General features: G+C 52.5%; 18 protein-coding genes. 14 read left to right on the top strand and 4 right to left on the bottom strand.

The genetic code is table 11. The annotated features are described in order from the left end of the window. Positions 1–33: 33 nt before the first annotated feature. The 4 genes from JRC49_07740 to JRC49_07725 all read left to right on the top strand — a co-directional run bounded on the left by JRC49_07740 (position 34) and on the right by JRC49_07725 (position 5,547). Complete coding sequence (locus JRC49_07740) at positions 34–1,974, top strand: hypothetical protein (GenBank protein QTE72675.1); 1,941 nt, start codon at positions 34–36, stop codon at positions 1,972–1,974. A gap of 14 nt (positions 1,975–1,988) precedes the next feature. After that, positions 1,989–2,417 (top strand): GtrA family protein, encoded by a 429-nt coding sequence (locus tag JRC49_07735; GenBank protein QTE72674.1) that lies wholly within the window; start codon positions 1,989–1,991, stop codon positions 2,415–2,417. A gap of 152 nt (positions 2,418–2,569) precedes the next feature. After that, entirely contained in the window at positions 2,570–4,141 is a 1,572-nt protein-coding gene (locus JRC49_07730) for a hypothetical protein (protein QTE72673.1), read from the top strand. Continuing rightward, positions 4,138–5,547, top strand: coding sequence for a hypothetical protein (locus tag JRC49_07725; protein QTE72672.1), 1,410 nt, complete (start codon positions 4,138–4,140; stop codon positions 5,545–5,547). Before JRC49_07730 ends, JRC49_07725 begins: the two co-directional genes overlap by 4 nt. A 174-nt stretch (positions 5,548–5,721) precedes the next feature. Here the strand turns inward: JRC49_07725 and JRC49_07720 are convergent, their stop codons facing one another. From JRC49_07720 to JRC49_07705, 4 genes are all read right to left on the bottom strand, one after another. After that, a complete protein-coding gene (locus JRC49_07720; GenBank protein QTE72671.1) occupies positions 5,722–7,473 on the bottom strand; it encodes an ABC transporter ATP-binding protein in 1,752 nt (583 codons plus the stop codon). Beyond that, on the bottom strand, positions 7,458–9,386 hold the full coding sequence (locus JRC49_07715; protein QTE72670.1) for a DUF616 domain-containing protein: 1,929 nt from the start codon (positions 9,384–9,386) through the stop codon (positions 7,458–7,460). The genes JRC49_07720 and JRC49_07715 overlap by 16 nt, the downstream gene beginning before the upstream one ends. Next, entirely contained in the window at positions 9,379–10,338 is a 960-nt protein-coding gene (locus JRC49_07710; GenBank protein ID QTE72669.1) for a glycosyltransferase family 92 protein, read from the bottom strand. The genes JRC49_07715 and JRC49_07710 overlap by 8 nt, the downstream gene beginning before the upstream one ends. A gap of 194 nt (positions 10,339–10,532) precedes the next feature. Next, the gene (locus JRC49_07705) at positions 10,533–12,737 is read right to left on the bottom strand and encodes a hypothetical protein (GenBank protein ID QTE72668.1); all 2,205 of its coding nucleotides are present in this window, start codon (positions 12,735–12,737) and stop codon (positions 10,533–10,535) included. Between the two features lie 275 nt (positions 12,738–13,012). Here JRC49_07705 and JRC49_07700 point away from each other — a divergent pair, with 275 nt between their 5' ends. From JRC49_07700 to JRC49_07655, 10 genes are all read left to right on the top strand, one after another. Further along, entirely contained in the window at positions 13,013–13,822 is an 810-nt protein-coding gene (locus JRC49_07700) for an SGNH/GDSL hydrolase family protein (GenBank protein QTE72667.1), read from the top strand. 111 nt (positions 13,823–13,933) lie between these two features. Continuing rightward, entirely contained in the window at positions 13,934–15,040 is a 1,107-nt protein-coding gene (locus JRC49_07695) for a mannose-1-phosphate guanylyltransferase (GenBank protein ID QTE72666.1), read from the top strand. Between the two features lie 97 nt (positions 15,041–15,137). Beyond that, a complete protein-coding gene (gmd, locus tag JRC49_07690; protein ID QTE72665.1) occupies positions 15,138–16,172 on the top strand; it encodes a GDP-mannose 4,6-dehydratase in 1,035 nt (344 codons plus the stop codon). Between the two features lie 197 nt (positions 16,173–16,369). Then, positions 16,370–17,287, top strand: a complete 918-nt coding sequence (locus tag JRC49_07685) for a GDP-mannose 4,6-dehydratase (protein ID QTE72664.1) — start codon at positions 16,370–16,372, stop codon at positions 17,285–17,287. Positions 17,288–17,357: 70 nt separating this feature from the next. Continuing rightward, complete coding sequence (locus JRC49_07680; protein QTE72838.1) at positions 17,358–18,137, top strand: ABC transporter permease; 780 nt, start codon at positions 17,358–17,360, stop codon at positions 18,135–18,137. Next, positions 18,137–19,423 (top strand): ABC transporter ATP-binding protein, encoded by a 1,287-nt coding sequence (locus JRC49_07675; GenBank protein QTE72663.1) that lies wholly within the window; start codon positions 18,137–18,139, stop codon positions 19,421–19,423. The genes JRC49_07680 and JRC49_07675 overlap by 1 nt, the downstream gene beginning before the upstream one ends. Positions 19,424–19,885: 462 nt before the next feature. Continuing rightward, the gene (locus tag JRC49_07670) at positions 19,886–20,920 is read left to right on the top strand and encodes an acyltransferase (GenBank protein QTE72837.1); all 1,035 of its coding nucleotides are present in this window, start codon (positions 19,886–19,888) and stop codon (positions 20,918–20,920) included. Beyond that, entirely contained in the window at positions 20,917–21,999 is a 1,083-nt protein-coding gene (locus tag JRC49_07665; GenBank protein ID QTE72662.1) for a glycosyltransferase, read from the top strand. Before JRC49_07670 ends, JRC49_07665 begins: the two co-directional genes overlap by 4 nt. After that, a complete protein-coding gene (locus tag JRC49_07660) occupies positions 21,996–23,174 on the top strand; it encodes a glycosyltransferase family 4 protein (protein ID QTE72661.1) in 1,179 nt (392 codons plus the stop codon). Before JRC49_07665 ends, JRC49_07660 begins: the two co-directional genes overlap by 4 nt. 5 nt (positions 23,175–23,179) lie before the next feature. Beyond that, positions 23,180–24,355: a glycosyltransferase family 4 protein gene (locus JRC49_07655; protein QTE72660.1), complete on the top strand. Its 1,176-nt coding sequence runs from the start codon at positions 23,180–23,182 to the stop codon at positions 24,353–24,355. The last annotated feature ends 179 nt before the right edge of the window (positions 24,356–24,534 follow it).

Raw genomic sequence — 24,534 nt, 5'->3', positions numbered from 1 at the left:
GTCGTTAGTATATAAATCTGGAGGAAGCACACAATGGCCGAAGAAAAACGGATAATCCATCTTTTTGTTCCCGGACGCCTGTGCCTTTTCGGTGAACATTCGGACTGGGCCGGTATGTACCGTACGGTGAATGCGGATATCGAAAAAGGTGCGGCAATTGTTTCCGGTACGGAACAGGGGATTTACGCTACGGCTGAAAAAGCGGATAAATTTATTATGTGCGCCTCTTCGGATCTGCCGGGAGAAGAACACTGGGAATGTGAAATGGACACCGAGAAACTGCTTGCGGTGGCGCAGCAGGGCGGCTTTTTCTCCTATGTGGCAGGTGTGGCTTCCTTTATCAACGACAACTATACTGTGAGCGGCGTAAAGATCACCATCCTGAAGCGGGATCTGCTGATCAAGAGCGGCTTATCCTCATCTGCGGCGATTTGTGTGCTGGTTGCCCGGGCGTTTAACCAGCTGTATCGGTTGAAGATGAATATCAAAGGTGAGATGCAGGCGGCCTTCCGGGGCGAACAGCGGACGCCTTCCCGCTGCGGCCGCCTGGACCAGGCGTGTGCCTACGGCGTCAAACCTGTACTGATGAGCTTTGACGGCTTTGAGGCGGATTCCCGGGAGCTTCGGGTGGGTACCACTTTTTATTGGGTAATTGCTAACCTTATGGCTTCAAAAGATACAATCCGTATTCTGGCGGATCTGAATAAAGCGTATCCTTTCGCCGGAAATGAAGCGGACAGGCGTGTCCAGGAAGCCTTGGGTGAGGATAACCGGAAGATTGTTTCCAAAGCGGTTAAACTTCTGGAAGCGGGATTGCCGGTTGAGCTGGGGCAGTTAATGAATAAATCCCAGGAAGTATTTGACGAAAAAGTGGCACCTGCCAGCGCGGAACTTACGGCGCCGGTACTGCATTCTGTGCTGAATGATCCGGAGATCCAGCCGTTTATTTACGGGGGAAAGGGCGTCGGATCACAGGGCGACGGTACGGTCCAGTTCCTTGCAAAGGGCGAGGCAGAAGCGAAAGCGCTGCAGCAATACCTGCTTGAAAAGCGCGGAATGCCGTCCTTTACCCTGACGCTGAAACCGGGCCAGACGATCCGCAAGGCAGTGATCCCGCTGGCGGGATTCGGCACACGGGTATTCCCCGCAACCAAAGCTGTCCGCAAGTGTTTTATGCCGCTGCTGGATACGGACGGAATCCTGAAGCCCGCGCTGATGATTATGATCGACCGGCTGCTGGAAGCAGGCATTGAGGATATCTGCCTGATCATTGGCGAGGATGAGCAGGAAGAGTTTGACCGTTTCTTTGCCCCGCTGCCGGAGGAATACCGGGAGAAACTGCCGAAGGACAAGGCGAAGTGTGAAGAGCGGATCAGCCTGATGCGGCAGCATATCACCTATATCCATCAGAAGGAGAGACTGGGCTTCGGCCATGCGGTATGGCTGACCAGGCAGTTTACGGAGAATGAACCGGTGCTGCTTCTGCTCGGGGATTTTGTGTACCGTTCCAATACGGAAGTAAATTGCAGCAAACAGATTATGGACGCATATAAAGAATGCGGACGGACGCTGGTGGCTGTAACGGAAGTTCCCCTGAACCGGGTGGTTCATTACGGAATCATCCATGGCCTTTGGGATGATGATACGGAGACCATGATGAAAGTGGACAGCATGGTTGAAAAGCCGACGGACGATTATGCCAGGGAATATCTTGGTGTCCGCGGAAAACAGGGGAAGGATAAGTATTACGCCACATTCGGGCAGTATGTCCTGACTCCTGAGGTTTATGCCGAGCTGGACAGGCAGATCCGCCAGGAAGGGAAACCTTCGGAAGGAAAAGAATTCGGCCTGACCGCGGCACTGGACGCTGTTCGTGAGAAATACGGGATGTATGCTTTCCGGCCGGATGGGAAGTCATATGATATCGGACTTCCAGACGCCTACCGGGAAACCATGTGGGCATATTGTCAGTAAGCGGAGGAGAAAAGATGGACAAAATGCTTACATCCAGGGGAATCAAACAGTTCCTTTCCTACTTTGGCGTGGGCGGTGTTTCCGCCCTGGTGGAATGGGCGGTTTTCTCACTGTTGGAATACCTGCTGAACATGCCCTACTTGCTGGCAACGATTCTGGCATTCGTTTTTTCCACCACGACGAACTGGTTTCTGGGCAGGACGTTTACGTTCAAGGAGTCTGCTTATAAGGAGCAGAAAGGGAAAGAGATTTTTCTGGTGTTCCTGGTCAGCGCGATCGGCCTGGGGTTCAACCTGCTGCTGATGTATCTGTTTGTGGATGTCTTTGGAATGAATACGAACCTGCTGAAGACGATCGCAAAGATCCTCTCCACAGGGATTGTCTTCATCTGGAATTTCCTGTCCAGAAAGCTGTGGATTTACAGGGAAAACGGCACACACTAAAACACTGCACACTCAAACAATCGACGTAGAAAATTCGGGAACTCGGGAACTCGAAGGAATTCGGCAACTCGATTGGAAAGATAAAATGATTGAAGATTCCGGGGAAATAGTTTACAGTTTATAGTTGATCACAGATCGGGAGGGAATGAAGGTTGGAAAACAATGAGAACATGCTGCCGGTGGAAAAGGAGCGACAGATTCAGCTGGTGGTGAACAGTAACCAGGAAGATGGAACCATTGACCTGGGGAATGTTTTCCGCAACATGAAACTGAAGAAGCGTATCTTTGCCTGGGTGCTGGTACTGTGCCTGGTGGTTGGCGTATGTGCGCCGCTGCTTCTGTATCAGTTCACGAAGGCGCCTCTGACGGTTTCTTCCGTGGTAACGCTGCGGTATGAGGCGCCGGTTGCAAAGGACGCCAGGGCGATCCGGGAAGGAAAGAAAACGCTGAAGGAAGCGGAGTTTGAACCGGTCACAGACCTGACGGCGCCGGATGGGACGGAATTGAACCTGAATCAGATTACCTCCTCCTATGTGCTGCAGACGGCCCTGGACAGCATGACGCTGTCCAGACCGATCACGGCGGATGTATTGCGGAACAATATTGGAATCCGGACAGTGCTGACAGAGGAAAGCCAGCGGGTCAGGGAAGCTCTGGCGGGCCTGGCGGACGCGAAAAACGCGGATGCATACAGGCAGCTGCAGACAGCCGAGATGAAATATGAAAACCGGTTTATTGTCACGCTGACCAACGGATTCGGGGATGAAGACAGCCGGGCAAAGATTGAGCTGAAAGACGGAGAGCTCAAACTGCTGCTGGATCGCATCCTGACAGTTTACAATGAATACCTGGTGCGAACCTATGCGGATGTGAAGCTGCCAGATGATGCGTTCTCCGTGATTGATACCCTGGATCTGGACGTGCTGGACAGTCTGGACCAGCTGCGGGCAGGCCTGGACGACCTATACGATTACTGCAATGCGAAGACAGACACAGTAAAGAATTACCGGAGCTGGAAGACCGGGCGCAGCCTGAATGACTGGATGGAAACGCTGCAAACCTTCAAGAGCATCAATGTGGACTATCTGTACGCCATGGTGAGCGAGAACGCGATCACCAGGGACAAGACAGCGCTGCTGACCGGCTGGAAATACATGATGCGGATGGCGCAGAATGACCTGGACCGGACGAATGATAATATCGCGGAGACAGAGAAGCTGCTGAAGAACTATAAAAACGATGAAGTGTTCATCTCCATGCAGGAAAGCGATGCTGCCAAGTCCACCAAGACAGCGACGGAATACTACAATAACCTGATCCTGCAGCAGACAGAATACTATGATAAGGCGGCGGAGCTGAAGGCTTCCATTGCCGATTATGAAGACCGGATCAAGCGGCTGGACGCGAAAACGCGGACGGATGTGACCGCGTCCGTGGAGGAAGAACTGGCCCGGTCCATGGCTTCCGCGCAGAGCATGTATGCCAATATTCGTGCACATATGGAAGAACTGATCGAAAGTCAGATGTACACGACGTTTGAGGATCACAGCGCGCCGCAGGGAAAGGAACAGAGCTTCATTACGGCTAACCTCAAAAAGATTATTATCTTCGTGGTGCTATTTGCGGCACTGGGATGCGGACTGTGGTTCCTGGCGGCGCTTGCGCCTGAGTTTTCCAAAGACAGAAATGTGACGGAAAGCGGAAAGGAGGCGGCTGCGAAATGACTACTGTAAAGAAAACCCATTGGTTCCGGAACACCCTGATTGTGCTGATTATCTGCGGCTTGATTGGAACCGTTCTGGCAGCTGTGCAGTTTTTCGGTGAAAGCAACCAGACTTATGCGACAGCAGCCATCCAGTTTTCCTTTGACGGAGCGGCGGAGGGAAAAGCCCCGAACGGATATCCCTTTGACGTGAGCGGGATTACTTCGGATGAGGTATTGGAGATCGCGCTGAAGGCAACCGGGCTGGATGAATCCTACACGGCGGAACAGCTGCGTACGAGCATGAATGTGACGGGTGTCTACCCGGAAAAAATCGCGGAGCAGATGACGAAGTATGTATCCCTGCTGGATACAAACGCGGATATGCAGGCTGCCCTTTCGGACTATCACGCGACCAGGTATTCTGTAACGCTGTATAACAATTTTGATCCTGATATCGGATCCGGAAAGCTGACAGAACTGCTGCAGAATATCCTGACGGTATACCGGAGCTATTTTACGAAAACCTACTCCGCCAGCCTTGACAAAACAGATCCGATCACCGACCTGAAGGAATATGATTTTGCCCAGCAGCTGGAAGCGATCCGGACCGGCGTTGACCAGGATAACCGTTATGCGCTGGAAATACAGGAACTCGCCCCGGATTTCCTGCTGAACGGAAAAAGTTTCGGCGATATTGCGGTACGGTATCAGAATCTGGGGAAGGATATTGACCGGCTGGAAGCGACCATTACGCTGAATGCGGTTTCCAAGGATCGGACCCGGCTGCAGAAGCGGTATGAAATGGAGATCCGTACACAGGGATTCCGGCTGGAAAGCCTGACGGAAGAACTGAAGCGGATTGAAGAACAGGTAAACGCTTTTGAGAAAGACGGTATCATTTACGTCAGTGCCAATGGAGCGCTGAGCCGGGTGGGCAGTACTTCCTCGGATACCTATGATACGCTGGTGGAAAAGCGTAAGAGCGTTTCAGACCAGATTGCGGAGATCAACGCAACAATTGCCCTGTATCAGGCACGGCTGGACGATATGACGGGCGTGGCTGCGAAGGCTGCAGAAGCTGCGGGAGAAACGGAAGACGTGACAGCCGTGGAGGAACTGACTGCTGCTGAAAAGGCAGCCCTGCGGGCGGATGTTGAGAAGAAGATTGAAACCCTGCGAGTGAAGCGGGATGTTGTCAGGGCGGACTTCGCCACGATGCTGGACGCTTACGCGGCACAGGAAATCAACGAAAAGACGGTTTCTGTGAGCGGGCTGAAGTATAAGATGCCGAGTCTCCTTTCCGGTGCGTTTATCGTCAGAGTGATTAAAACAGCCGGACCGTTCTGTGCGGTGGGATTCATGGTATGTATGGTGCTGCTGATCATCAGCAGGAGAAAAGAAGAAAAAGCCCGGAAAGCAGCATAAGGCTTCCGGGATCAGAATGAAGAAGGGCTTTGCCGTACATTGCGGCAAAGCCCTTCTTTTTTACTTTCCGCTCGGCAGGTGATTTTGACTGAAATAACAGAAGAACTCAGGGCTTGGCTGTATTGCCGGACGGGAGCCGTTTCAAACAAATGCAAACACGCATATTAACCTTTGTTATTCCTGCCGGGCAGTATGCAGTACAAGCTTTCCGTCTTCCATGTGGTATATTTCATCACACTGGCTGACGGTGTTCAGCCGGTGAGTAATCATGATCAGTGTTTTCTTCTTTTTCAGCTGATGGATAGCAGCCATCAGTTCTGCTTCTGTTTCCTGATCAAGGGATGAGGTGGCTTCATCCAGGATCAGGATCTGGGGATCACGGTACAGTGCCCGGGCGATTCCGAGACGCTGGCGTTGACCGCCGGAAAAACGGACGCCGGCTTCCCCGATATTTGTATTCAGGCCATCCGGAAGGCTGTGTACATGATCAGCCAGTTGTGCGTCTTCCAGTGCTTCCCAGATTTTCTTTTCATCCTGCTGATCAGGATCCTGGCCTAGGGCAACATTATCACGGATGGTTCCGTTCAGGATAAAGACTTCCTGAGGGATATAAGCGATGAGAGAAAGCCATGCTTTCGGGTTTTCTGATATATCCCAATCGTCAATCAGGACACGGCCGCTGAGGGGCTTCAGGAGCCCCAGAAGAATATCCACGGAGGTTGTTTTTCCGGCACCGGAGGTGCCGATGATTCCGACAGACTGGCCTTTGCAAACGCGGAAATCAGCATGATCCAGTATTGGCTTTTTCCCATCCTCATAGGCAAAGCAGATATCCTCCATCCGGATTTCCCGCTGAAAACCGGGGTAGCTGGCTTGCAACGATGGGTCTGTTTCGGAAAGCATTTCCGCCGGGAGTTTTCCGGTTTTCTCACAGATTTCCGATACGGTTTTCAGGGCGCTTTTTCTGTAAGCGGCAGAGGTCGCGGCAGAGGAAAACCTGTTTACGGAAGGCAGCAGCCGGACCGTTGCCAGGGCCATGGCGGAAAGCAGGGGAACCAGTTCGGCTAGATCATTTCCGCCCAGGTAATAAATGAGCAGGTAGATCAGCATGGCCGAAACGGTGGTGGATTCTATCAGGGCACGGGGAACATCCCTTAATGAATGCTCCTTTCTTTCCACCTGCAGCATCCGGTCAACATGTTCGGCGTTTTTCTTTTCGAAAAACGGTTCTGTATCCATGACCCGAATGCTCTTGATTCCGCGGATCATCTGGAGGATCCAATGGTTGGCCATCGCGCTTTCTTTTCGATAGGATTCACCCATCCGCCGCAGATAAGGGCGGAGCAGTTTCATGATTACCGCGTACTCCAGCAGAAGAACTGCGCCGACAAACAGGGTCATTCCAGGGCTGATGATGAGCATGAAGAGGGTCATGATGACAAAAACAACCCCTTCTGTACAGAAGGTCAGCACATCATTCATTAGGTTATAGGCCTGATTGGTATCATTGTTGATTGTCCGGATAATTTTACCGCTGTCAGACTGAAGGAAAAAGGAATAGGGACGAGTCATATAATAGTGGACGACATCCTTATGTATACGGCGGTAAACACGGGTTGTGAAATAAAACTGCCGGCACTTTTCCCAGACCATGAAAAGGTTCTTTCCGATAAACAGGAGAATCAACCCGATAAGGAGCATCGGCACAAGGTTGGCAGATCCGTCCAGGCCGATTCCCTTCAGGATGATGCCGATGATGCCGCCCTTTTCCTTGGTGCTGACAATGGACATAGCCAGAGGGATAATCAGGGAAACGCTCAGGCTTTCCAGCAAGGCGCTGATGATCATCAGGATAATAATGCGGATTACTCCGTGTTTCTCCTCTTTACGCAGGAGCTTCAGGAGGATTTTTATGATTTCTGGCATTGAAGGGCCATCTCCATTTCTTTCAGAAAAACTGAAGGTGAAAGCGCCTGCTGCTGTTCTTCCGTGTAAGGAAGCGCAGCGCTGAACAGAAATTCGTCGCTGATATCCTCCGGCTTTTCAAATACCATCATATTCCGGCTGTCATACGCCGGATTGGAGAGCAGAGCGGGGTTGTCAGACAGCAGCTTCCGCCCCATCATGATTGCTTCATTGACGCGCAGGGTGTTTCCGGAACTTCTATCCTGAACGATTTCCAGAATGATTCTGGAAGAAGCTTCTTTCTTGAGATAATCCTCATAGGACATCCAGCCACAATAATGGATTGACGGATCCTTTACCTGCTCCTCTTCAGGCACATCGGTCAGCCAGACTGCGCATTTAAGGCCTCTTGCAGTGAGATAGTGGCAAAGCTCAAGCATCTTTTGCTGACGGTTTTTTCCTTTCCCGACAAAGCAGATATCTACTGTCGGGGTGATATCTTCTGACAGAACTGTCAGATTCGACATAGGAACATTATGGAAAAAAAGGTTATAACGGGAAGCATCATTCTGATCAAAAGAACAGATCAGATCGGCAAACTTTCCCGAATGGGGGATTTCTTCTCGGTCATCTTCAAGGCACAACAGATCAGTAAGGTAAAGAATCACAGAAGAGTCTGGGAAACACCGCCTGATTTTCTGATACAGATTGTACCGTAGGGGTGCTATATACCGCCGTGACAACATGAAACATAACGGAAGCTCCGGATGGTCCATTTTCCGAACCTCATTTTCCAGCTTCTTCATTGTTATACAGGAGAAAGCAGACAGGAAAAGTTTTCTGATGATGGGTGGCAGCTTTTGATGTGTACCGATACGCAGAAGCAGCATGATAAAGCTTCTGCGCTGAAGAGGCATATATTGGATACTTCCGTCCCTCAGGCAATCTGAAAACATAGTATGATAATACGGTTCCCGGAAGGAAATAACCCAGTTGACAGGCCCCCGATTGACATGCTCAATCTTTCTGATACCTGATGCATCCCATACATTGTTTCCCAGCAATCCAAGTTCTTCTGTACGGATCCCGTTTTTATAAAGCACATAGGGAAGCAGAACCTGATCACGATAGGGAAAACGCCGGAACAGTTCCCACCATTCCGCCATCAGTTTTTTGCACTCGGGCTGGTGGTGCCGCCTGGCGATCACAGGGCATTCAAGCAGGCCGTATTTTGCCGGCATGCCGACATCCAGCAGAAAACGTTTTACTTCCTGTACCTGCTTCTCCGTCATTCTGTGCTTGGCGGACACAGCCCGGAATTCTTCGTAAACGCAGCACCTCCTGTAATGTGTATAAAAGGAAATGCCATATTTTGACAGCCGGTTGATATATTCCGTCGGATCCGTATAGAGCATTAGGTTTCCGTCCACATAAACGGAGTAATCGTATTCGGGAAAGAGCAAATCCGGATGCATTTTCAGATAACGGTTTTTTTCCACTGGGGAGAAAAAACGCATTTCATTCTGAACTGAATCGGGAAGTTCTTTTGTTTTCCAGGCACTGCTTTCCGGGATGGTTACGCTGTCGCTGAAGACATAAAAATCGCAGTTGTCCGGCAGGAATTTCGGCTCCTGTAATTCATCATAGGAGCTGAAGACAGCAGTATATACGGCGATCCGTTCAGGGAAAAAGTAATTACAAGTATCGGTTTCAAGGTTTTTCTCACTCTGGAACGAATCGACTGCGGAAAAAATCTTCCTGAATTTCCATTTCAGATATCCCAGACTGTGATTAGCAGCACGGATGAATTCTCCGTGAAGAAGCAGCTTCCCCAGTTTTTTCAGACCGGACTGTTTTTCCCGGGTGCTGATGTTTTCCTTTTTCAGGTTTTCGATCTGCTTTATGATTTCATCCGGTTGGGTCGTGCTATACATCGCCGTCTATCCTTTTCTTCAGCAAGGTAAGGTATTTATATACCCGGTAATCCGCTACGGAGCATCTTTGATCCCGCATGTAAAAGACATCGTCTCCGTGGGTTGGTTTTTCATAGAAGATATCGCCCTTTTTATTCTTTTCCAGATGCTCTGTGTAAGACTTGATCGCATAATGATTCAACTGCAATGGAATTTCCTTATGAAAAGGGGGAAACCAGCTGCCGACCGTAAAGCGGTCAAACATGTCAACGGCAGGAATCAGGCAGTGACCGACCCGGCACCATAGCATATGGAACATGGTTTTGTTTTTTTCGTAGTTCCACGCGTATTCGTAATTGGAATTATAGAAGCACTTTCCTTTGTTATACAGTTTTTCCGAAGCGACGGTGAAATCCTCGCAGACCAGCCTGGACGTATCCCTCCGGAGCATTCCCATGGAACCGAAAAACCGCCAATAGATTAAAACAGCAGGACGGTGAGAAAACCGATCCAAAAAAGCTGGGAAGGAATCCTCTGCCACAGGGACGATAAATTCATCCACATCGATAAAGCCGATCCAGTCCGATTCTTCACGAAAACGGCGTATACAGTCTTCGTAAGCGGCGGTCTGGGCATGGTCAGGCGTCCAGAGCAGGAGGGTGACAGTTCCGGCAGCGATATATGGTTCAAGAATATCCCTGTAATTGTCCGAAGAATTGTTATCATACAGATAAAAATGGTCTACGCCGATCAACAGATGATACTCTAGCCATTCCTTCAGGTAGGGAGCTTCATCCTTGAACATCTGGCAGACAGAAATATGATATTTTCTCTTTGCATTATATTCCGGCGGAACGAGACGTACATAAAGCTTCAGAAAACCGTTATACAGGATGCGCGCCGCTTTTTGGAAAGCATTCAGACGCTGCTGGGGACGCAGATAGGCAAACGATGAATTTCCCTTTTCTTCCATGGCTTAAACTTTCCTTCCGGACATACTGATCTATACCTGACAAATCCTCATAAGCATACACTATAAAAGGTTTGGAAGCCATAGCTTTAGCAAAAGAAATGACATAAAATCAATGAAAAAGATAAAGAGAAAGGAGTCGAGAAGTCGGCCCCTTTCTCTTTATGAAGATATTGATATGACAGGGTTCTTTTCTATTATTCTTCCGCTTCCAGGGTCAGGGTTTCGAAGGCGAAAGCCATTTGCCGGGAATCGGTTTCTGTACTGCTGGCGGTCGGGAAAAGGAAACGAAGATTCAGGATTCCGGTGTCCTCGTAAGCATAGTCAGGGATATAAAAGTACAATTCGGTTTCACCCTCATAAATTTCAACATCGCCCAAAAGGACATCATTGGCAAAAAGCTGGCAGATCTGTGGCCCCATGGACCAGCGCCACGTCCAGCGAGCGGAGAGATTGCAGGGCTTTTCGGTATTGGGTACAAGGGTCAGGGAAGCTTCTGTTCCGTCTGTCCATGTATAATCGTCTTCTGTTACGGAGAAACCGGTTGGCTGGTACTTCCTGAAAGAAGGTTTGGTGCCGTAGAACAGGATGGGATCACCCAGCGTGTAGGTAATGGGACCGAACAAGGCGAGTCGGGAGGGATCCTGTGCCCGGTAAACATGGAAGGCGGTTAGACCGTCCGGAGTGATTTCCTCATTCCGGGAAGGATCCAGGACATCCTGATCCCCCAGGCTCACAATCCAGCTTACATTGGAAAGGCTGTCATAGGTCGGGCCGGGCGCATACTCAACGTAAGGATGGGGAAGCGGATCGGCTGACAGATCCGCCTGGACCAGGGCGGCATTTTCTGCTTTCGCGGCAAGGTCCTTTACAGAGGAAATGGTGGCGAAGGAATAATCATCATCCGAGATGGTGTTTGTGAGCTTCAGCTGCGGATCACCGGCGGAATCCGCCAGCATGAGGATGGGGCCTTCCGCGGAATCAAGGAAGGTATCCAGCTGCTTGACTTCTGCCAGGAAATCCGTATCCTGAATGGCTTCTTCCCGGGTCAGCGTCTGGGTAAAAAGGATACCGGAGAAAAGTTCAAGAGCCAGCGTCACAGGCAGCAGCAGACAGACAAAAGCCAGTTTTCTTTTTTTGCTCCAAAGGATCAGCGAAACGAGGACCAGCAAAACAAGAATTCCCTTGGAAAGCCAGGCCCAAAGGACGGAGTTCTGAATCAACCGGGTAAAGAAGAGAACAGGATGGTCCACAACGCTGCCCGACTTTGGCGGGAAGGCGAGCGTCAGCAAAAAGATGATGGCAAATCCTGCAACTGCCTTAACCAGCGGACCTTTCCAGGAAAAGCTTTCTTCCTTGTCCACAAGGGAGAGGGAAAGCAGCAGGAAAGGAAACGCGGCGCCGATAAAATAGCGAAGGTGAACATTCGGATCGGCAAGCGGATAATCATTGGAAAGGGAAACGCCAAAGGCGATGCCGACTGAAATAACGACTGCATAAACGGCTGAAATCGTCAGAAGAAAACGCTCCGCCGGAGAAAGCTGTTTGCGGTATATGACCGGCGCTGCTGCGGGGATGAAGAGAAGGGAAACGACAAAATACAAAAGCATAAGCAGCGTGGCATAAAGGAAGTAAAGAATCTGCGAGGGAGAGGAAAGATTGGCGAAGGAAGCCTGATTGGCATAGGAATAACTTAAGTCACGCAGGATGACAAAGCGCAGGAACAGGAAGGGAACCAGCAGGCCCAGCAGAAAGCAGCCAAAGGCGCGCAGGGCGTTTTTACGGGAAGCTTTTTCCGCGCAGTCCAGCAGCAGGGCAATCCCGGCGGCAATGATCCAGGCGCCGCCGACCTCCTTGGTGAAATAGAGCAGGAAAGCCAGGATACCGAGAACAAGCGCCCCCAATGGCTTCCGTTCGCCGGAGGCAAAGTACCGGTATGCGGCATAAAAAGCCCAGAACAGCAGGGGGTAATACAGGTTTTCCGACATGAAGGTGATGGAGAAAAGCAGATTGGGCGAAAGCGCAAGGAAGAGCATCGCCAGGATAATCTGCCAGTTTTTCTTCAAAATACGGCGGGCCAGCAGAAAGCCGGGGATCAAAGCGGAAGAGATCAGGAGCGCGTTGAAACCGGAGATCAGCTGGGTCCGGAGAACTCCGTCAGAAACGGCGTAAAAAGGCGCCAGGATAACGGAATAAAGAAGCTTGGTAAAGTGAATGGGGGAACCGTAAACGGTTAAGGAACCGCGAAGGAAGAGATTCTGTGAAAGCTCCAGGTAGAACAGTTCATCGTTATAGGTGTATGCGGATTTGGGAAAGATGGAAAGAACAATGCGGATAACAGCAGAAGAAATCAGGATAAGCAGGAAAGCCAGGGTAAGCGTCCTGTTTTCTTTCTTGAGCATGAAAATATCTCCCTCCGTCAGCGGATGATCAAAGCGGTCATTACTCATATTTTAAACCATGGAATAATATATCATGAAAGCCTGTAAAAGTACACTTTCCTTGTCGGGCGGACAGGCTCAGGGGGATAATGAAAGGCACAGACAACAGCCGGGATGGTCTCTGTTTTTGACCGGAGAGGCGGTTCAGGAGCGTAAATCTTGTATCAGAACGGTTTTTTATGGTAAACTTACTCTGTATGCGAATGCACCTATGACGACGGAAGGAAGGATACCGGTTGAACCATAAACAGAGAAGGCTCCTGAAAGCGGTCGCTGCATGGGCAGTGCTGCTGGGGCTGATGGTTTGTTGTGCTTTTCCCGGTGTGGCGGAAACGGCTTCTTCCCTGAACGGAAAACGGATTTTCCTGGCGGGGGACAGCCGGAGTTCCACCGATTATACATTCTATAAAGAGATCCTGGAGCAGAAAACCGGAAGCGTCGTCCTGGTGGAAGGCGCCAGCGGCTGTACGGTGTCTTATAATGCTTCAGACGCATATTTTGCCCGCGTTGCGGAACAGGAACATGACTTTTCCATCTGGCTGGTAGGCGGAAATGATCCCGGGGAAGCCGGGACAATCGGAACCTTTGACGCGGTGTCTACCCTGGCGGCTCAGGGGGAACCGGTGGTGCCCGAAACGGATCTGTCGCAGGATTACAGTGGGACAATGTTCATCCAGGCCGTGGATCATATGATGAGGAAATACCGGAGCCTGTTTGCCGGGGAAGAAACGGCGCCGGTGATGATCTTCTGCACGGACCTGCCGCAGCAGCGGGATGATGAAAACAGCCCCTGGAGCCAGCAGGCCAACTGGGAGCGGAAACGTCTGGCCATCCTGGAATGCTGCGCAAAGAACGGGGTGGAATGCCTGGACCTGTATACCCTGTGCGGTTTTGATATGAGCCGGGAACCGATGTTCCATGCGCCGACGGATACAATCCATGACAACGGCGTTTATTATATGGACGGACTTCATCCGAACCCGAAGGGGATCGACAGGATCACTGATTTTGAGATTGAAATGATGGAAAACCTGATAACTAATTAAGAATTCATAATTCAGAATTCAGAATTAATGGCCTATACGGAAACTGACAGGTTGAGGCAGGGATGTTCCGTATATCTAAGGGATAAAAGAGCAGAAAGAGGAGTAAACGGGATGAGTGATGAGTTGAGAGTTGATCAAAACCGTAAGACTACGGCTTTGATCATGGCGGGAGGCCGCGGGGAGCGGTTCTGGCCCATGAGCCGGAAAAGCATGCCCAAGCAGTTCCTGCCGCTGACAGGAACGGAAAAGACCATGATCCAGAGCACAGTGGAGCGTATCCTGCCGCTGGTGAATATGGAAGATATCTATATCGCCACGAACCGGGAATATCTTCCGCTGGTGCGGGAGCAGCTGCCGGAGCTGCCGGAGGAAAACATCCTGTGTGAGCCGGCGGCGAAGAACACCGCCCCGTGTATCGGCTGGGGTGCGGTAACAATGCGGAAAAAGTACGGGGACGCGATGATGATCGTGCTGCCGTCGGACCATGTGGTTCGCCAGCCCGCGTTGTTCCGGGGCGTGCTGAAAAGCGCCATGCGGACGGCAGAAGAGACGGGCGGCCTGGTGACGCTGGGCATTTCCCCCAAGACGCCGGATACCGGATATGGCTATATCCAGTACGACACGGAAGAGGGAACCGGTTTTGAGAGCGCCTTCAAAGTAAAGCGCTTTGTGGAGAAGCCGAACCTGGAAACCGCGAAGCAGTACCTGGCCAGCGGCGAATATCTCTGGAACAGCGGCATGTTTGTGTGGAAGGCTTCCACGATCCTGGAAGAGATGAAAGAGAAGCTGCCGGGGAACTACGAGCTGCTGGAGAAGATTGAGCAATCCATCGGGACAGAGAATGAAGAAGAAACGGTGGAAGGATGCTTCGCCCTGATGCAGTCCATTTCCATTGACTACGGCATCATGGAGAAGGCGGAAAACGTATATGTGCTGCCGTCCAGCTTTGGCTGGGATGACGTGGGAAGCTGGCTGGCGGTGGAACGCCTGAACCCCGGAAACGATATGGGGAACGTGATTAAGGGCGACATCGTCTCGGTAGGCACTTCCAGGTGCATTGTGCAGGGCGGAAAGAAAATGATCGCGATGGTCGGTATGGAAGACACGATTGTCGTGGATACGAATGACGCACTGCTCATCTGCGCGAAGGACAGCGCCGGGGAGATCAAGAAGGTGCTGGAAGTGCTCAGGGCAGTGAACAGGACAGAATTGCTTTGATAATTCAGAATTCAGAATTAAGAATTAAGAATTATTGGTTTTTCACTACTTGACAAAGAAAACATTAACAAAACTGAAGCAAAGGAGCATATGAATAATGAAAAAGGCATTGATTACTGGTATCACGGGACAGGACGGAAGCTATCTGGCGGAGCTGCTGCTGGAAAAAGGATATGAAGTGCACGGCATTATCCGGAGAAGTTCCGTGCCGACGACTTCCCGGATTGATCATATCCTGGACAAGCTGGTGATCCATGAGGGCGACCTGTCCGACTCTTCCAGCATCAGCCGGATCGTCGGAAGCGTGAAGCCGGACGAAATCTACAACCTGGCGGCACAGAGCCATGTACAGGTTTCCTTTGAGGCAGCTGAATACACCGGAGACGTGGACGCTCTGGGTGTGCTGCGGATCCTGGAAGCGGTGCACAACTCCGGACTGGACAAAACCTGCCGGGTGTACCAGGCCTCCACTTCCGAACTGTACGGCAAGGTGGAAGAGGTGCCCCAGAACGAGAATACGCCCTTCCATCCTTATTCTCCCTACGCTGTGGCAAAGCAGTACGGTTTCTGGATGATCCGGCAGTACCGGGACGCTTACGGCATCTTCGCCTGCAACGGTATCCTGTTCAACCATGAGAGTGAGCGCCGCGGCGAGACTTTCGTGACCCGGAAGATTACCCGGGCGGCCGGCCGGATTGCCTGCGGCCTGCAGGACCATCTGGAACTGGGCAACCTGGACAGCCTGCGTGACTGGGGTTATGCGAAGGACTATGTGGAGTGCATGTGGCTGATCCTGCAGCAGGACGAGCCGGATGACTACGTCATCGCGACCGGCGTACAGCACACTGTGCGTGAGTTTACTACCCTGGCTTTTGCCCACGACGGTATTGAAATTGAGTGGAAGGGCGAAGGCATCAACGAAAAGGGCTATGACAAGAAGACCGGCAAGATGGTCGTGTGCGTGAATGAAAAGTGGTACCGGCCGACGGACGTGGTCAACCTGTGGGGCGATCCCACCAAGGCCCGGACGAAGCTGGGCTGGAATCCGCAGAAGACGAGCTATGAAGAGCTGTGCGCGATTATGGCGGAACATGATCTCAAGCTGGCCAAACAGGAAGCAGGGATAAATTAAATTCAGAATTCAGAATTAAGAATTCAGAATTATCATGTCTCTGAACGACAGGGGCATAATAATTATTTATGGTAAATGATTCCGAAGGAGATTTCTCTGCTCCCTGCGGTCGGTCGAAATGACAAGGGGAGCGTGCGGGACTGCTCCTTACTGTGCGGATAAGAACGGTGAAGAATGAAAAATCGAGTGGTTCGCGTATGATGAAGAAAGCGTTGATTACCGGCAGTGAAGGGTTTGTCGGGAAATACCTGCGGGCGGAACTGACTGCCAACGGGTATGACGTGACAGGTCTGGACCTGGTACCCGGGGAAAAGACTGTGGCAGTGAACCTGCTGGAGCCGGAAGCGGTGGAGACGCTGCTGAAGGAACAGCAGCCGGAAGTGATTTTCCATCTGGCTGGCCAGGCCAACGTGGGCCTGAGCTGGAAGATTCCGGCGAAGACCATGGAGATCAACATCATTGCGGCAGTAAACCTGATGGAAGCAGCGCGGAAGTACTGCCCGGACTGCGCCATGGTGCTGGTGGGTTCCAGTGATGAATACGGGAACCTGCGGGAGAAGGGAAGCTCTGTGTCCGAGGATACAGAGATGCAGCCCGGAACGCCGTATGCAATCTCCAAAATCGCCCAGGAACAGATGGGTAAGGCCTACGCAAAGGCTTACGGTATGCGGATCTGCATGACGCGGAGCTTCAACCACGGCGGTGCCGGCCAGAAGCCCGGATTTATGATCCCGGATTTTGCTTCCGGAATTGTGAAGGTGGAACGCGGGGAAGCGGACGCGGTCAGCGTCGGTAACCTGACTTCCAAACGGGATTTCACCCATGTGATGGATGTGGTGCGGGCTTACCGGCTGATTGCTGAAAAAGGAAAACCCGGCGAGATTTATAACGTGGGTTCCGGGAAAACCTACAGCGCGCAGGAAGTGCTGGATATGCTGATCGGTATGGCGAAATGCCCGGTGCCGGTAAAACAGGATCCGGCGAGGATGCGGCCCAGCGATACGCCGGTGATCTGCTGTGATCATTCCAGGCTGACGCGGGACACCGGGTGGGAGCCGGAACACACGATAGAAGAGATCGTGAAAGAGACAATTGAGTATTATCGGACGTTGTGACATCCGATAATACTCGAAATGCATAATGAAACGGTGGAAGGTACCGGAAGCTGAAAGGACCATACGAATGATAGAAACACTGAAGGAGATCTGGGCTTACCGGAGCATGATCCAGTCGCTGGTGCACAAGGACCTGCGGGGACGGTATCAGGCAAGCGTGCTGGGATTTCTGTGGACGTTTATTGTGCCGCTGTGCCAGCTGGCAGTCTATTCGCTGATGTTCAAAATCATTATGCGAGGAGACATGGATAAATTCTATCTGTATGTGTTTGTGGCCCTGATTCCGTGGAACTTCTTTTCCGCCTGCCTGACAGGAGGCGCCAGCAGCGTGGTGGCGCAGCAGAGCCTGGTAAACAAGATCTATTTCCCACGGGAAGTGGTGCCGGTTGCTTATGTGACCAGCTCCTTTGTGAATATGCTTTTGTGCGAGATCATCGTTATTGCAGTGAGCATTATTTCCGGCGTGCCGTTCAATATTCTGGCATGGTTGTGCCTGCCGCTGGTTATGCTGGTGGAATATATCTTTGCGCTGGGGGTTACGATGATCATCAGCGCGGTTGACGTATACTTCCGGGACATGGAGCATATCCTGGGGGTTGTGGCGATGGCGTGGATGTTCATGACGCCGATTATGTATGACGCAAGCATCGTTGCAAAAAGCAGGTGGTATTCGCTTTATCAGCTGAATCCGATGAATATCATTGTGACGGCATACAGGGATATCCTTTATGCCGGGAAAGTGCCTGAATTGACAAAGCTTGCGATTATGCTGGGGATCAGCATTGTGCTGCTCTGGATCGGTTTCCTGGTATTCGGCAGACTGAAGCGGCGGTTCTCGGAGGTGATGTGATGAGTAATTCAGCATTAAAAGCCACCGGAGCAGAGACTGCTTTGCAGGAAAATACCGATGAGGTTGTCATCAGCGTCAGAAACGTGAAAAAGATGTTCCGGGTGTACCGGGACCGGGGAAACACGCTGAAGGACCGGATCCTGTTTGCCGGACGGCGGAAGTACGAAGAGCACTGGGTGCTGAACGGGGTTTCGTTTGAAGTGAAGCGCGGCGAAGCCATCGGCCTGATCGGCCAGAACGGCTGCGGCAAGAGCACCACGCTGAAGATGCTGACGAAGATCCTGTATCCGGATGAAGGAACCATTGAAATGAAGGGCCGGGTTTCCAGCCTGATTGAGCTGGGTGCCGGTTTTCACCCGGACCTGAGCGGACGGGAAAATATCTATACCAACGCGTCGATTTTCGGCCTGAGCCGGAAGGAAATTGACGAGCGGCTGGAGGACATCATCGCCTTCAGCGAACTGGAAGCGTTTATCGACGATCCGGTGAGGACCTATTCCAGCGGTATGTATATGCGGCTGGCTTTTGCCGTGGCTATCAACGTGGACGCGGATATCCTGCTGATTGACGAAATCCTGGCGGTGGGCGACGCGGCCTTCCAGGCCAAGTGCTTCCGGAAGCTGCAGGAGATCAAGGGCCGGGGAACCACCATCGTGATCGTGAGCCACGCCATGTCCCAGCTGGAGCTGATCTGTGACCGGAGCATCTGGGTTGCGGACGGGCTGGTGAAAATGGAAGGGAAACCCCGGGACGTCCATCCCCGCTACATGGAGTGGATGAGCCGGAAGACCCAGCAGGAAGAGAAAAAGGAAGACGAACGGGAAAACAAGGAAGACACGGAAACGGACAACGAAGGCAACCTGAAACGCTGGGGCAGCGGGGAAGCCCGGATGACCGGCGTGAAGGTACTTGGTGCGGACGGAACGGAGAAGACGGACTTCTCTCCCTGGGATCCCTTTACCATTCATATTGACTATACGGCGAAAAAGCCGCTGGGGGACGCGGTCATCGGCCTGGCTGTCTACCGGAGCGATGGAATGCTGGTTTACGGCACCAACACGCTGATTGATACCTCTTCGCCCGTGACGCTGAAGACATCGGGAACGATCGACCTGCGGATTGACGGGCTGCCGGCCTCAAACGGAAGCTATTCCATCGACCTGGCCATCCATCGGCCGGATGGATTCAACTATGACTTCTGGCGGGACATCTGCACAATCCGGATTGCGGACAAAGTGCAGACGCCGGGAGAGATCGCCCTTTCTCACCAGTGGGACATTCATTAACGACAGGGAGAGATGACAATGGGAAAGATCAAAAAAATCATCGGGGCTTTTGTTCACGCGCCGGATCGCTTTGACGCACTGGCGGAGCGGATTGCGGAAGTGTCACAGCTTGCGGATGAGCGTTTCGATCACGCGGATGAACGGCTGGACAGCCTCCAGGATCAGACGGATGATATCAGGCTGCGTGTGGATGACGCGGAAAAACGGATCAATGAATCCGAACCGCATTTTTTTGACCGGCTGTGCGAGGACCGGGAGCTGCTTTCCCGGCTGAACCGGGGACTGAGCATTTCTCCTACAGTATGGGGTGATCCGGAGCGGTTGGAAATCGACGAGACTGCGGCGGTTTTCACCTGCTTTTTTAATACCAACTCCGGACGGATCAAAATCGGCGAATCCACTTTTGCCGGATCCGGCGTGAGCCTGCTGGCGGGAAGCCATGACCCGCAGCTGACAGGGTTTATGCGGCGGGATACCGAGACAACCGAGGGCTGCGATATCGTGATCGGCAAAGGCGTGTGGCTGGCCAGCGGATGTACCGTGCTGGGCCCATGCACCATCGGCGATAACGCGGTGATTGCGGCAGGCGCTGTGGTGACGCCGGGAACCAGTGTGCCGGCAAACACGATCTGGGGTGGAGTGCCCGCCCGGCAGATCAGCCAGCTGGAAGACAAACCGATGTCGGCTGATAATCCGGCGGTGCAGCGCGCTTATGAGCACAGCGGCGGAATGCTGTTCGCAGACGGATGGGGAGAGAGGATTCCCGGGATCTGTGAAAAACCCGGACACTGGATGCACAAGGATTCAGCCTGCCTGATAACCGATCAGGCGGAATGGAATCTGGAGTACCGGAAAGAAAAATACGGAGAGAATAAGATCCGCGTGACCGGCCCTGCAGGGGAAACAGAGATTGTTTTCACCGCTTCGGAAGGAAAAATGAAGATTCTTTTGCCCGTGCGGGAAGGCGAGCTGGGTGAGGTTCGTTTGATGAACGGAACAGGCGAAAAAGTGTTTATGGCCTGGTCCCGGCCCGGGGAGGCTGAGGAAACCGCGGAGCAGGCGGAGGAAGAGGGAAACGTCATGACGGATACCGTGGCAAAGGAAGAAGCGGCGGTAAGGACAGAGGGCAAACTGGATATTGAAAAGATCATGGAAGAAATCCGGGCGGAGGCGCTGAAACGGGCGCCTGCGGCGGATCTGCCGGAGTTTGCGAAGATTTCCAAGGAAAACGGCCGGGCCGGCGATCAGCTGAAGGAGCAGGTCAAGCTCCTGACGGATGACTATGTGATCCCGGTAAGCTATCAGGATCCGAGCCGGAATCCCCTGAAGCGTCTGTATAAAAAGATTATGGTAAAAGCTGTGAACTGTGCCACCGCACCCATGTCTGTGCGAATGACAGAAACGAACCTCGCGATGAAGACCGCCCTGGAAAAAGCGGTTGAAGTGATTGAGGCGCAGGAAAAACGGATTGCGGAACTGGAGAAGAAAGCGGAATGAAGATCGTTCAGCTGCTCCCGACGATGGCGTTCGGGGACGCGGTAAGCAATGACGCCGCGGCGATCGACCGGATGCTTTCGGGTATGGGATACAAGACAGCACTATATGCCTCCAACGTGGATCCGCGCCTGCCGGAAGGCGTCGCGGCCCACTGGAAGAAAATGAAGGATCTTCACGATGATGATCTGCTGATTTTTCATGCCTCCACGGGGGATCCGCTGAACCGGATGGTTCCCACCTTCGGCGGCAGGAAGATGATGATTTACCACAATATCACGCCATCCACCTTTTTCCGGGGATACTCCCGGGCGGCGGAGGAACTGACGGAAACGGGCCGCCGGCAGATCCGGCGTCTGGCGGATCAGTTCAGCTACTGTGTGGCGGATTCGGATTATAACCGGTTTGAACTGCGGCAGATGGGCTATCAATGCCCGATCGACGTATGCCCGATCATGATCCCGTTTGAGGATTATGATAAGGAACCGGACGGAAAAGTGCTGAGTAAATACCGGGGAGACGGATGGACGAACCTGCTGTTTGTGGGGCGGATTGCGCCGAACAAGAAGCAGGAGGACGTAATCCGCGCTTTCTATTATTATCACAGGGACTATAACCCGAAAAGCCGTCTGTTCCTGGTCGGAAATGACACGGGAATGGAAAACTACCGGTACCAGCTGGAGAACTATATCCGGGCGCTGGGCCTGGCAGGCCGGGTGATTTTTCCCGGACACATCAGCTTTGCAGCGATCCTGGCCTATTATCACCTGGCGGACGCGTTTGTGTGCATGAGCGAGCACGAAGGTTTCTGTGTGCCGCTGGTGGAAGCCATGTATTTTGACCTGCCGATCGTAGCCTACTCCTCATCCGCCATCCCGGAAACCCTGGGGAAGGGCGGGCTGCTGCTGGACAGCAAGGACCCGCAGGTGGCTGCCGCGGCGATTGACCGGATGATCCGGGACAAGGATCTGCGGGGGACCATCGCGGCGGAACGGAAGGCCCGGCTGGCACAATTCCGCTATGAGCAGGTCAGCGCGAAAATGAAGGAATGCATCCTGAAACTGGCCGGAGGGGAACAATGAAGAAGATCGGATTTGTGATACCCTGGTACGGTGAAACCATTGGCGGAGGTGCCGAAGCGGAGCTGCGGGGGGTGGTCCACCACCTGCAGGACGCGGGTGTGGAACTGGAAGTGCTGACCACCTGCGTGGAAAAGTTCGCCAGCGACTGGAGCGTCAATTTTCATAAACCCGGCCTGACGGAAGAGGCCGGCATTCCGGTGCGGCGCTTCCCGGTACGCAGGCGGGATGAAGCAGCCTTCGGCTTTATCAACAATAAACTGATGACAGGACAGGCTGTGACCCCGGGAGAAGAGGAAATTTTCTGCCGGGAGATGATCAACAGCCCGGAACTGTACGATTATATGCTGGAGCATGAGGCGGAATACGGCCTGTATGTGTTTATCCCCTACATGTTCGGCACCACATTCTACGGATGCCAGGTCCGGCCCGGAAAGAGCGTACTGATCCCCTGCCTTCATGATGAGAGCTACGCGAAGATGCGCATTTTCCAGGATCCGTTTTCCCAGGTGGCGGGCATGGTTTTCAACGCGGAACCGGAGCGCCTGCTGGCGGAGAAACTGTTCGGGGTCAGGGGAGAAACCTTTACGACCTTCGGAATCGGAATGAATACCGACCAGACGGGCGACGGGGAGCGCTTCCGGCAGAAATTCGGCATCGCGGATCCTTTTATCCTGTATGCCGGGCGGAAGGAAGCCGGAAAGCGGGTGGATATGCTGGTCCGGTACTTCGCGGAGTATAAAAGAAGAAACCAGGACAAGCTGAAGCTGGTACTGATCGGCGGGGGACAGATTGATATCCCCGATAAAAAGAACATCATTGACCTGGGCTTTGTGGATATTCAGGACAAGTATGACGCGTACAGCGCGGCGGAACTGTTCTGCAACCCGAGCGAGATGGAGAGCTTTTCCCTGGTGCTGATGGAAAGCTGGCTGGCGGAGAAACCGGCGCTGGTGAACGGCAGGTGCGCGGTGACAAAGGACTTTGTACAGCGCGCCGGAGCGGGACTGTACTTTGACAACTACGCAGAGTTTGAAGGAACGATACTGTATCTGACGCAGCATCCTGAAACGGCTGCGGAAATGGGCCGGAACGGACGGCAGTTTGTGCTGGAGAATTTCCGGTGGGACGTGATTGTGAAAAAGTACCTGGAACTGTTTGAAAGATTGGGAGCGTAATGGATATGGTAAAAGTCGCATTCGTCTGTCAGCGGTACGGGCTTGAGGTGAATGGCGGATCGGAGCTGTACTGTATGCAGACAGCGGAACTGCTGGCAAAGTACTATGACGTGACGGTATACACCACGTGCGCGCTGGATTACACCACCTGGAAGAACCATTATCCGGCCGGTGAAGAAATGATCCACGGCGTACGGGTGAAGCGCTACCCGGTTGACCGGGAACGGTCCCAGGCCAGCTTTGACAGGATCTGCGCGAAGGTTCTGTCCGGTCCGAACCATACGGACCGGGAGGAGATCCAGTGGATTGAGGAGCAGGGGCCTGTGAGCACGGAAGTGCTGCGGGCACTGAAGGAAGAGCATAAGCAATACCGCGTCGTGTTCTTTATGACCTACCTGTACTACCTCAGCGCGACAGGACTTCCCCTGGGCTTTGATAACGCCGTGCTGATCCCCACCCTGCATGATGAACCGCCGGTTTATCTGCGGGCGTATGACAAGGTGTTTGAAGCGGCAAAGGCATTGCTTTGGCTGACGCCGGAAGAGCAGGCTTTCGCCTTCAAAAGATTCCCCTTTGTAAAGGACAAACCGCAGGTGCTGATCGGCGCCGGAATTGACAAGCCGGCGGAGGCCCTTCCGGAAATTCCGGAGGAAATCCGCGGAAAACGGTATCTGGTCTATGCCGGACGGATTGACGAGAGCAAGGGCTGCGGTGAAATGTTTGACTATTTCCTGCGACTGAAAAAGGAGCAGGGAAGCGACCTGAAGCTTGTGCTGATGGGCAAGCCGGTGATGAAGATTCCCGAGGATCCGGACATCATTCCCCTGGGCTTTGTGAGCGAGGAAATGAAGTTCGCGGTGATGAAGGAAGCATTCGCGCTGCTGCTGTTCAGTCACTTTGAGAGCCTGAGCATGGTGGTGCTGGAAAGCATGCTGATGGGCAGGCCGGTGCTGGTGTCCGGAAAGTGCGAGGTTCTGAAGGGTCATTGTATCCGGAGCGGCGCGGGACTGTATTTTGACTTCTACCAGGAGTTCGCCGGGTGCGTCCGCTGGATGGAAGAGCATCCGGAGGCATACCGGACCATGCGGGAAAGCGGAATACGGTATGTGAAGGAAAACTACAGCTGGGACGTCATTACGGAGAAGTATCACGCGCTGATCGGCGGTTTCGGGAAGGAGTGACGGTTGTAAACATTTTTTTACATCACTAGATGTAGTATGGAATACATCAAATGACGGAAATCAGACACAATTAGTCGAAAATGCGTCAAACCTATGAAGAAACAATGAAAAATCACTCTTGAAAACGTAATTTTTTAAAGGTATAATAACTATAATTCCGACCCGATGGGCTTTTGTGA

It is taken from the genome of Clostridiales bacterium FE2011 (assembly GCA_017569305.1).
Lineage (GTDB): Bacteria > Bacillota > Clostridia > Christensenellales > Aristaeellaceae > Aristaeella.
The sequence above is the reverse complement of the archived record's forward strand: the minus strand, read 5'-3'. Positions and strand labels throughout refer to the sequence as shown.